This is a genomic window from Streptomyces sp. NPDC006393, assembly GCF_040628575.1.
Lineage (GTDB): Bacteria > Actinomycetota > Actinomycetes > Streptomycetales > Streptomycetaceae > Streptomyces.
This window is the reverse complement of sequence record NZ_JBEXZD010000110.1, coordinates 17,886-27,983: the sequence shown is the minus strand read 5'-3', so window position 1 is coordinate 27,983 and position 10,098 is coordinate 17,886. Positions and strand designations below refer to the sequence as shown.

Genomic DNA, 10,098 nt, shown 5'->3' with positions numbered 1-10,098 from the left:
ACTCCCTGGACCCCGTCGGGCCGTACAAGCGGCGCGTCAGCGGCGGGCGCCGGGGGTCGTAAACCGGTCAGGTCGGTGACACGTCCGGTTCACGACCGGTACGGGGGAAAGGGGCCGGCGCTTCACCGGGGCGCGGCACGGCGGGGTGGAGGAACCGCAGGAAGAAAAGGGGTGAACAGGGCGGCGGACGGGTGACGGGTGACGGACGGACGGGGGATGGCGGATGGGACGACGGATGAGGGGAGGGGGGGATGGGCGGTGGAGGCGGGATCAGGGCGGGGAGGGAGGCGGAACGGGGGCGGCTGGGCGAGAGGGGTCGGGCGGGGGCCGGTCCGAGGGCCGGTGGGAGCGGCCCGGGCGAGCGGCCCGGGTGCCACCCGGGCGTCACCCGGGGGTCAGTGGATGATTCCGGTCCGCAGGGCGACGGCGACCATGCCGGCGCGGTCGCCGGTGCCGAGCTTGCGGGCGATACGGGCGAGGTGGCTCTTGACGGTCAGCGCGGACAGGCCCATCGAGACGCCGATCGCCTTGTTGGACTGGCCCTCGGCGACCAGCCGCAGCACCTCGACCTCGCGGCCCGACAGCTCCCGGTAGCCACCCGGGTGGCTCGGGGCACCCGGGGGACGGCGGTGCAGTCGGGCCGCGCCGATGGGGGCGGCGCCGGGTCGGGTGGGGAGCCCGACGTTGGTGCGGGTGCCGGTGACGACGTAGCCCTTCACACCGCCCGCGAGGGCGTTGCGGACGGCGCCGATGTCGTCGGCGGCGGACAGGGCCAGACCGTTGGGCCAGCCGGCGGCACGGGTCTCGGACAGCAGGGTGAGTCCGGACCCGTCGGGCAGGTGGACGTCGGCGACGCAGATGTCACGCGGGTTGCCGATGCGGGGACGGGCCTCCGCGACGGACGACGCCTCGATGACGTCACGGACTCCGAGCGCCCACAGATGACGGGTGACGGTGGAACGGACGCGCGGGTCCGCCACGACGACCATGGCGGTCGGCTTGTTCGGGCGGTAGGCGACCAGGCTTGAGGGCTGCTCGAGGAGAACGGACACCAGGCCTCCTGGGGGTGGGGGGGACGGGGCCGGCTTGTGGGGAGGAAGCCGGGACAACCGTGCTTGCAAGGTCACAGTCGTCTTCGGCAGCAAACCTGTTGTCCTTTAGAGAATGATCACGATCTGGTGAGTACCAATGCGTGCAATTCGGACACGTTGTCGATCACCCGAAGGTCGAATCGGTTCACTCGCGGCCGTTCGGGGTCGTTCGGGAGCGATACGTGCCCGAAAGTGGTCGTATCGACAAAGACACGGCAAGGAGCCGGTAAGAGGCGGCGGGGCGGGGGTACGGGGCGCGGGTACGGGAGGGGGTACGGGGCGCGGGTACGGGAGGGGGTACGGGGCGGGGGTACGGGGCGGGGGTACGGGGAGGCTCGGCTCAGCGTGACTGCGGGTCGCGTCTCTGCGGCAGCGTCACCACGGACGCGTCACCCGGCCCGGCCGGCGGCAGGCCCGCGACCTGGGCCAGCAGATCGCACCAGGAGCCCAGATGGGCCCCGGTGTCCGGAACCCCGCCCAGACCCTCGCGCGGCGTCCATGAGGCGCGGATCTCGATCTGCGAGGCGGCCGGACGCGACGACAGCCCGCCGAAGTAGTGCGAGCTCGCCCGCGTCACGGTGCCGCTGGGCTCGCCGTACGACAGACCGCGCGCTTGCATCGCCCCGGTCAGCCAGGACCAGCACACTTCCGGCAGGAGTGGATCGGCGGCCATCTCCGGCTCCAGTTCGGCGCGCACCAGGGTCACCAGCCGGAAGGTGCCGCGCCAGGCGTCGTGCCCGGCCGGGTCGTGCAGCAGCACCAGACGGCCGTCGGCGAGGTCCTGCTCGCCGTCGACGACCGTGGCCTCCAGCGCGTACGCGAAGGGCGCCAGGCGCTGCGGCGGGGGGACCTGCTCGATCTCCACCTGCGGCCGCACCCGCGCGGCCTTCAGTGCGTCGACGGCGGCCCGGAAGGGCAGCGGAGCCTGATCCGTCCTGCTCTCACGCCCCTCCCCCTCCTTCCCGTCGTCCATTCCGCCAGCGCCGTCCGACAGTCGTCCCTGAGCCGCAGCCATGCCGGGAAGATTAAGGGGAACCGGGCCTTCGTGCAGGGCAAGACACCCCGCCGCGGGACGCGGCACCGCCCCTGGGGACCCACACCGCGGCCGTCGCGTCCCCGGGCCGCGGCGGTGGGGCCCGCGGGGCCGTGCGAGACTTGCCACCGTGAGTGCCAACGAGACGCCCGTCCGCCACCAGCCGCCGACCGCCACCTACGACTCCGCCTTCCTCAAGGCGTGCAGGCGTGAACCGGTGCCGCACACTCCGGTGTGGTTCATGCGGCAGGCCGGGCGCTCGCTGCCCGAGTACCGCAAGGTGCGCCAGGGCGTCCCGATGCTCGAGTCCTGCATGCGCCCGGAGCTGGTCACCGAGATCACCCTCCAGCCGGTGCGCCGGCACGACGTGGACGCCGCGATCTACTTCAGCGACATCGTGGTGCCGCTCAAGGCCATCGGCCTGGACCTCGACATCAAGCCCGGCGTCGGCCCGGTCGTCGAGCAGCCGATCCGCACCCGCGCCGACCTGGCCCGGCTGCGCGATCTGACCCCCGAGGACGTCTCCTACGTCACCGAGGCGGTCGGGCTGCTCACCCGCGAGCTGGGCGCCACCCCGCTGATCGGCTTCGCCGGTGCGCCCTTCACCCTCGCGAGCTACCTCGTGGAGGGCGGCCCGTCCCGCACGTACGAGAACGCCAAGGCGATGATGTACGGCGACCCCGAGCTGTGGGCCGACCTGCTCGACCGCCTCGCCGACATCACCGCCGCCTTCCTGAAGGTGCAGATCGAGGCGGGCGCGAGCGCCGTGCAGCTCTTCGACTCCTGGGCCGGGGCCCTCGCCCCCGCCGACTACCGCCGCTCGGTGCTGCCGGCCTCCGCGAAGGTCTTCGAGGCCGTCGCCGGGTACGGCGTCCCGCGCATCCACTTCGGTGTCGGCACCGGAGAGCTGCTCGGCCTGATGGGGGAGGCCGGCGCGGACGTCGTCGGCGTCGACTGGCGCGTCCGGCTGGACGAGGCCGCCCGCCGCGTCGGCCCCGGCAAGGCGCTCCAGGGCAACCTCGACCCGACCGTGCTGTTCGCTCCCCGCGAGGCCGTCGAGGCCAAGACCCGCGAGGTGCTGGACGCGGCCGCGGGCCTGGAGGGTCACGTCTTCAACCTCGGCCACGGCGTGATGCCGTCCACCGACCCCGACGCGCTCACCCGGCTCGTGGAGTACGTCCACACGCGCACCGCGCGCTGAGCCCGGCCCTGAGCCCGAGCGGCCACCGCGACCGCGACCCGGGCGGGCGGTCCGCCGTCCGCCCGCCCGGGCGTTCGCTGCCCGGCCCCGGAGGTACGAGGCGCAGGGCGAGGTGAACCGTGCGTGGGCGTGCGGCCGGGCGCCCACACCGTAGAAGGTCTGGACCAATGCGTCAACGGGTCCGGCGGACGGCCCTTGGACCACACCCTCCCCCGGACGTGCGGCGGTTGGGACGCCGCGCCACACTGGGCAAGGGCAAGGGCAAGGGCAAGGGCAAGGGCAAGGGCAAGGGCAAGGGCAAGGGCAAGACGGGGCGGGAAAGAGACGGGAAGAGGCAGGCGGGAAGGACACGGCTGTGAACGCTGGCGGGCGCGGACCGGTGCCGCTGCTCGGCATCGCGTCCCACCTGCTGCGCGGCGTCGTGGCCCCGCTCGCCCGCCGGCGCTCGGCGCGCGCCAGGCTGGCCTGGCTGAACGAGGCGTCCGACCGCATCGGCACCACCCTGGACCTGCACCGCACCGCTCAGGAGGTGACCGACTTCTGCGTGCCCTGGCTGGCCGACGCGGCCGCCGTCGACCTGCTGGAATCGGTGCTGCTCGGCGAGGAGGGCGCGCGCGGCGCCACCGCCGCCCCGCCCGCCATGCGCGCGATGGCCGTGAGCCGGATACCCGAACTGGGCGGCATCGCACCCGACCCGGTGGGCGAACCCACCACGTACAACCCGGACATGCTCGCCCACCGCCTCTGCGTCGGACTGCGCCGGCCGGCGTTCCTGCCCCGGCTCGGCCCGCACGACTACGCGAGCGTGGCGCCCACCCCCGACGCCGGCGAACAGCTGCGCGCGGCGGGCGTGCACAGCTACATGGCCGTCCCGCTGGTCGCCCGTGGCGTCCTGCTCGGCATCGCCGACTTCGTACGCTGCGGATCCCGCCCGCCCTTCACCCGCGCCGACGTCGCGCTCGCCACGCAGCTCGCCTCCAAGGCCGCCGTCTACGTCGACAACGCCCGGCTCTACGGGCGGGAGCGCGAGCACGTCGTGTCGCTCCAGCGCAGCCTGCTGCCCCGCGCCATGCCCCGCACCGCCGGTCTCGGCGTCGCCGGCCGCTACGCCCCCGCCGACCATCCGCACGGCGTCGGCGGTGACTGGTTCGACGTGATCGCCCTGCCCGGCGGACGCACCGCGCTCGTGGTCGGCGACGTGATGGGGCACGGCCTGCCCGCCGCGGCCACCATGGGCCGGCTGCGCACCGTCGCCCGCACCCTGCTCCATCTCGACCTCGCGCCCGAACGCGTCCTGGCCCGCCTCGACCTGGCCGCGCGCGACCTGGAGGACGACCAGGTCGCCACCTGCCTGTGCGCGGTGTACGACCCCGCCTCCGCCACGTACACCGTGGCCAGCGCCGGACACCCGCCACCGCTGCTGGTCCTGGCGCCCGGCAGCGCCGAGTACGCCACCGTGCCCGCCGGGGCTCCGCTCGGCGCGGGCGTGATCCCCTACGACGCGACCCGCCTGACCGTGCCCGCGCACGGACGGCTGGTCCTCTACAGCGACGGCCTGGTCAAGAGCCGCCACAGCCGGGAGGACGTCGACGAGCTGCTGGAGGGCCTGCGGACCACCGCCGCCGGCCTCTCCGGGGAGGAGCTGGACGACTGCCGGCTCGCCGAGACCCTGCCGAGCACCGGCACGCGCTACGACGAGTCCGTGCTGCTGGTCGCCGCCGGGCGCCCCGAACCCCTGGCCGGCGAACTGCACGTCTGGCGGCTCCCGCCCGACGGCACCGCCGCGGCCACCGCCCGCGGGCTGGTCACCGGGCAGCTGGCCCGCTGGGGACTCCAGGAACTGGCCGACGTCAGCGAACTGGTGGTCAGCGAGCTGGTCGGCAACGCCCTGCGCTACGGCGGCGGTCCCGGCGAGCTGCGCCTGCTGCGCCACGAGCGGCTGATGCTGGAGGTCTCCGACCGCGGGCCCGACCTGCCCCAGATCCAGCACGCCACGGAGTCCGACGAGGGTGGCCGCGGCCTACAGCTGATCAACATGCTGTGCCGGCGCTGGGGCTCGTGCCGCATCCCCGACGGCAAGGTGGTCTGGGTCGAGCAGGACCTGCCCACCGCACCCCACCCGGACGGCCCGCGCCCGGCCCCGGCCCACTGACCGCCGCGTACGGAGGGAGGGGCAGCACGGTCATGCGGTCGCCTCCGCCGAGCACCCGCGTCGCGCCCCGCCCGCCACGGTGCCGCACACCGCCCGCAGCCGTGGTGCGACGGCCAGGCGGCGGATGCCGGCCACCAGGGGCTCGGTGCGTCTGCCGGCCGGCGGCTCGGGAGCGGGTTCGTCGACCCGCACCGTCGGCACGCACAGCGCGCACACCAGGAAGGTCGCCGACTCCGGCACGGCCACCGCACGCGCGCCGAGAGTGAGGTACAGGAACGAGCCGGCGGCGGGGGCGACCAGCATGCCCCTTCCCGCATGGTGCGCGGCAGCGCGTTGGCTGCTGAGCAGTGCGTCGGGGTGCACCAGGCGGGTGAGCAGCGCGCTGCCTGCCGCGTTGTGCGTGCCCACGCCGAGGCCGACGCCGAACAGCACGAGATACACCAGCCACACCCGGCTGCCGTCGTGCACCAGCAGGGCCGGCAGGACCCGACCGCAGAGCACCAGGTCGAGCCGAGTGATCAGCGGCCGGCGGGTACCGGTGAATTGCTCTGCCCGGCGGGGAGCGAGACCGCGTCGTGGCGGAGGGGCCGAACACAGGTTTCCGGACTGACCGTGGCCGGCCGTGTCCGCGGCTGCTTCCGCGTGACGTCGGGTCCGGCGTCGGAGGCGAGGACCGGGTGGGGCGCGGCGGCCGCCGGTGTTGCCGGTGCCGCGCTCGACTCGGTGGCGGCGAGCCCCGTCGGCGGGGCGCCGCCCGGCATCGGCCCGCGCACCGCGTCCGTGCCTCACCAGCCCGGACGGGCCCGCCTTCCGAAGGCCGGGCCCTCTGGTCGCGGCGGCGGTGGGGTGCCGGGGCGCAGCGGCAGCGCGATCAGCATGCCCGCGACGAAGCCGACCACATGGGCCGCGTACGCCACGGTGCCGGCGCTGGAGACGGCCTGCCCGGAGGAGTACAGCGCCTGGAGCACGAACCAGAAGCCCAGCACGATCCAGGCGGGCAGCCGCAGCGGCAGGAAGAGCAGGAACGGGACGAGGATCCAGACCCTGACCCTCGGATACAGGACGAGATACGCGCCGAGGACTCCCGCGATCGCCCCCGACGCGCCGATCAGCGGCTGGCCGGAGTCGGAGTTGAGCAGTGCGAAGCCGTATCCGGCCGCGTAGCCGCAGGCCACGTAGAACAGCAGGTACCGCACATGGCCCATGCGGTCCTCGATGTTGTTGCCGAAGATCAGCAGGAACAGCATGTTGCCCAGCAGGTGCAGCCAACTCCCGTGCAGGAACATCGACGTGAACACCGACAGCTCGGCCGACTTGTCGTACGCCGGCGGGCCCAGCACGCAGCCCGGCCCGTGGACGCCCACCCCGGCCTGGCCGGTCGGCACCAGCGACGGCATCCGGTGCTGGATCAGCTCGCGCGGCACCAGGGCGTAGTGCTCCGTGAACGCCTCCAGATGGCACAGCTGGGCCAGCGTGCTGCCGCCCGTGACGGAACCGGAGATGCCCGGCGTGCTCAGGAACACGACGACGTTCGCGGCGATCAGGGCGTACGTCACCCAGGGGGTGCGCCGCACCGGGTTCAGATCATGGACGGGGATGACCACAGGGAAGTACTGCCCCCGATGCGCCCGGCGAATCGGTGAACGCGGCCGTCCGCCGGTCCGTATGTCCCCCTGACACGAGCCGGCGCGGCGACCACGCGACCGTGCGACCGCGCGACGACACGGCGACACGATGAGGCGAGGAGCAGGCGATGAGCGACCGAGGAACCCCCGCGATGCACGCACTGCCCGACGGCGAGGCCGAGCTCTCCCTGGTGGTGCGGCTGCCGTGGGAGGACGTCGCCCGGCTCGGCCAGGAGGCCGGGCGGCTGGCGGCCCAGGCACAGCGGCCGGTGACGCTGGACGAGGCCGTCAGCCACCGGCTGCGCTCCACCCGTCCGCCGGCCGCCCACGCCCGGCCGGGCGGGGAGCCGCAGGCCACGGCGACGGCAGGCAGCGGCTCCGTCTCCTCGCTGCCCAGACTCAACGGCAGCACGGCGTAGCCCCGGAGCGCGGGTGACGGTGCCGGCGCGGGCCTCAGCGCGCGCCGTCGCGGACCTTCGCCGCGGCCTTCCTGGCGGCCACCAGCACCGGGTCCCAGACCGGTGAGAACGGCGGCGCGTACCCCAGGTCCAGCGCCGTCATCTGCTCCACGGTCATGCCCGCCGTCAGCGCGACCGCCGCGATGTCGACCCTTTTCGCCGCGCCTTCCCGGCCCACGATCTGCACGCCCAGGAGGCGTCCGGTGCGGCGTTCGGCAAGCATCTTCACCGTCATGGGGGAGGCGCCCGGGTAGTAGCCGGCGCGGCTCGTCGACTCGATCGTGACCGTCTCGAACCGCAGCCCGACCCGGCGGGCGTCCTTCTCGCGCAGTCCGGTGCGCGCGATCTCCAGGTCGCACACCTTGCTCACCGCGGTGCCGACCACGCCGGGGAACGTGGCGTAGCCACCGCCGACGTTGGTGCCGATGACCTGGCCGTGCTTGTTGGCGTGGGTGCCCAGCGGGACGTAGCGCTCCTGTCCCAGGACCAGGTCGAGGACCTCCACGCAGTCGCCGCCCGCCCAGATGTTCTCGTGGCCGCGCACCCGCATCGCCAGGTCGGTGAGCAGCCCGCCGTGGACGCCGAGCGGCAGCCCGGCCGCCCGCGCCGGCCCCGTCTCGGGACGTACGCCGATGCCCAGCACCACCACGTCCGCCGGGTACTCGGCGTCCTGCGTGGCCACCGCCCGGACGCGGCCGTCCGCACCGGTGAGCACCTTGGTCACCTCGGCCTCGCCGACCATCGTGATGCCGAGGCCGACCATGGCCTCGTGCACCAGGCGGCCCATGTCCGGGTCGAGGGTGGACATGGGCTCGGTGCCGCGGTTGACGACCGTCACCTCGTAGCCGCGGTTGATGAGGGCCTCGGCCATCTCCACGCCGATGTAGCCCGCGCCGACCACGACGGCCCTGCGGCCCCGCGCGCGTGCCAGGCTGTCGAGCAGCGCCTCGCCGTCGTCCAGGGTCTGCACGCCGTGCACCCCGGGCGCCTCGACACCGGGCATAGGGGGCCGGATCGGCCGCGCCCCGGTGGCGATCACGAGTTTGTCGTACGGCGTCCAGTACTCGGCCCCGGAATCGACCTCGCGCGCCCGGACCCGGCCCGCGGCCACGTCGATCTCCGTCACCTCGGTGCGCATCCGCAGATCGATGTCCCGGGCGCGGTGCTCCTTCGGGGTGCGGGCGATCAGCCGGTCCCGCTCGCCGACGTCGCCGCCCACCCAGTAGGGGATGCCGCAGGCCGAGAACGAGCTGAAGTGGCCGCGTTCGAACGCCACGATCTCCAGTTCCCCGGGCCCGCGCAGCCGGCGCGCCTGCGACGCCGCGGACATCCCCGCGGCGTCGCCGCCGATCACGACCAGCCGCTCCCGCGCCGCCGGCGCCCCGCGCGCCGCCCTGTCATCCCTCACACCGCTCATGTCCATGCGAACACGCTACGGCCATGGGGGATTTCATTCCCGGGCGCCGCCCTCCCCGCTCGGGGCCGGGCGCTCACCGCCCTGCGGGGGCACCGGCCGGGCGGCGGGCAGCGGACCGAGCGCGGTCATCGGGGGCGCCGCGCCGGCCGCGCCGGCCGCGCCCGACGCATCCGCCGTACGGCGCGGCAGCCGGGGCCGTACGACGCGCAGCCACAGCAGGGCGAGGAGCGCCGCCGTGACGGCGAACGGGAGGACCGCGCCGAGGGCGAGGGCGATCCAGTGGACCACGGTGACGAACACGTGCCAGCCGCCGCTCAGCGCGTCCGCGAAGCCGGGCTCGTCGTGCGTGGCGTCCTTCTTCCGCACCGGTGTCTCGGACAGCGACAGGGTGATGGTGGCCAGGCTCGTACGGTCCTTCAGGGACGCCTGCTGGGCGAGCAGCGACTCCAGGTCGGCCTCGCGGCGGCTCAACTCGCTCTCCAGGCTGACCACGTCGCTCAGGTCGCTCGCCTGGTCCATCAGGCCGCGGACCCGGGCCACGCTGGCGCGCTGCGACCTGATGCGGCTGTCGACGTCGACGACCTGGTCGGTGACGTCCTGGGCCTGGGCGGTGCGCGAGACGAGCTTGCCGGTGCCCTCGAGACCGGTGAGGACCTCGTCGTACCGGTCGGCGGGCACACGCAGCACGACGCGGGTCTGCTCGTGCCCCTCCTCGTCGCGGCTGGTGTTCTCGTCGCCGATGTAGCCGCCCGCGCTCTCGGTGGCCGTGCGGGCCGCGTCGAGGGCCTTGGGCACGTCCTTGACCTGCACCGTCAGCGAGGCGGTGCGGATGATGTGGCTGGTGAGCTTCGGCGGGGCGGTGGCCTTCGCGCCGGAGGCCGTGCCGCCGGCGCGGCCCGAGGCGCCCCGCTGGGCCTCGCCCCCGGCGGCGCTGTCGGCCGCGGACTTGTGGTCGGAGCCCGCGTCGCCGCCTCCCGCGCTGCACCCGGTGACCGCCACGGCCGCCGCGAGCAGCAGAGCGGCCAGGGCGGATGCGGGCCGGGCGGAACGCCAAACAGGACCCCGGTCGCGGTGCCGGTCACGGTGTCGGTCGGAAGGACGTGGGAAACGTCGTGCGCGCA

Annotated in this window: 10 protein-coding genes; 4 read left to right on the top strand and 6 right to left on the bottom strand. The window is 74.4% G+C overall.

What is annotated here, in order from left to right; genetic code table 11:
- Positions 1–395 precede the first annotated feature (395 nt).
- On the bottom strand, positions 396–1,052 hold the full coding sequence (locus tag ABZ484_RS31745; RefSeq protein WP_030179617.1) for a response regulator transcription factor: 657 nt from the start codon (positions 1,050–1,052) through the stop codon (positions 396–398).
- 379 nt (positions 1,053–1,431) lie between these two features.
- Positions 1,432–2,106, bottom strand: a complete 675-nt coding sequence (locus tag ABZ484_RS31740) for a DUF3000 domain-containing protein (RefSeq protein WP_358869378.1) — start codon at positions 2,104–2,106, stop codon at positions 1,432–1,434.
- A 148-nt stretch (positions 2,107–2,254) separates the two neighbouring features.
- On the opposite strand from ABZ484_RS31740, the gene hemE reads away from it, so the two are divergent.
- The 3 genes from hemE (at position 2,255) to ABZ484_RS31725 (ending at position 5,477) form a co-directional block, all read left to right on the top strand.
- Entirely contained in the window at positions 2,255–3,325 is a 1,071-nt protein-coding gene (gene hemE / locus ABZ484_RS31735; RefSeq protein WP_358869377.1) for a uroporphyrinogen decarboxylase, read from the top strand.
- 218 nt (positions 3,326–3,543) lie between these two features.
- Positions 3,544–3,684: a hypothetical protein gene (locus ABZ484_RS31730; protein ID WP_358869376.1), complete on the top strand. Its 141-nt coding sequence runs from the start codon at positions 3,544–3,546 to the stop codon at positions 3,682–3,684.
- 62 nt (positions 3,685–3,746) lie between these two features.
- A complete protein-coding gene (locus tag ABZ484_RS31725; protein ID WP_358869379.1) occupies positions 3,747–5,477 on the top strand; it encodes a SpoIIE family protein phosphatase in 1,731 nt (576 codons plus the stop codon).
- 30 nt (positions 5,478–5,507) lie between these two features.
- Here the strand turns inward: ABZ484_RS31725 and ABZ484_RS31720 are convergent, their stop codons facing one another.
- Both ABZ484_RS31720 and ABZ484_RS31715 read right to left on the bottom strand, forming a co-directional pair.
- Entirely contained in the window at positions 5,508–5,978 is a 471-nt protein-coding gene (locus ABZ484_RS31720) for a hypothetical protein (protein ID WP_358869375.1), read from the bottom strand.
- Positions 5,979–6,262: 284 nt separating this feature from the next.
- Entirely contained in the window at positions 6,263–7,081 is an 819-nt protein-coding gene (locus tag ABZ484_RS31715) for a rhomboid family intramembrane serine protease (RefSeq protein ID WP_358869374.1), read from the bottom strand.
- A 149-nt stretch (positions 7,082–7,230) separates the two neighbouring features.
- On the opposite strand from ABZ484_RS31715, the gene ABZ484_RS31710 reads away from it, so the two are divergent.
- Complete coding sequence (locus tag ABZ484_RS31710) at positions 7,231–7,521, top strand: hypothetical protein (RefSeq protein ID WP_358869373.1); 291 nt, start codon at positions 7,231–7,233, stop codon at positions 7,519–7,521.
- A gap of 34 nt (positions 7,522–7,555) precedes the next feature.
- Here the strand turns inward: ABZ484_RS31710 and ABZ484_RS31705 are convergent, their stop codons facing one another.
- A complete protein-coding gene (locus tag ABZ484_RS31705; protein WP_358869372.1) occupies positions 7,556–8,968 on the bottom strand; it encodes an FAD-dependent oxidoreductase in 1,413 nt (470 codons plus the stop codon).
- Between the two features lie 42 nt (positions 8,969–9,010).
- Positions 9,011–9,976, bottom strand: coding sequence for a DUF4349 domain-containing protein (locus tag ABZ484_RS31700; RefSeq protein WP_358869371.1), 966 nt, complete (start codon positions 9,974–9,976; stop codon positions 9,011–9,013).
- Positions 9,977–10,098: the final 122 nt, after the last annotated feature.

Bases quoted from the DNA above. Each gene is read 5' to 3' on its own strand.
- ABZ484_RS31740 (WP_358869378.1), bottom strand. From the start codon at position 2,106: ATGGCTGCGGCTCAGGGACGACTGTCGGACGGCGCTGGCGGAATGGAC.
- ABZ484_RS31710 (WP_358869373.1), top strand. From the start codon at position 7,231: ATGAGCGACCGAGGAACCCCCGCGATGCACGCACTGCCCGACGGCGAG.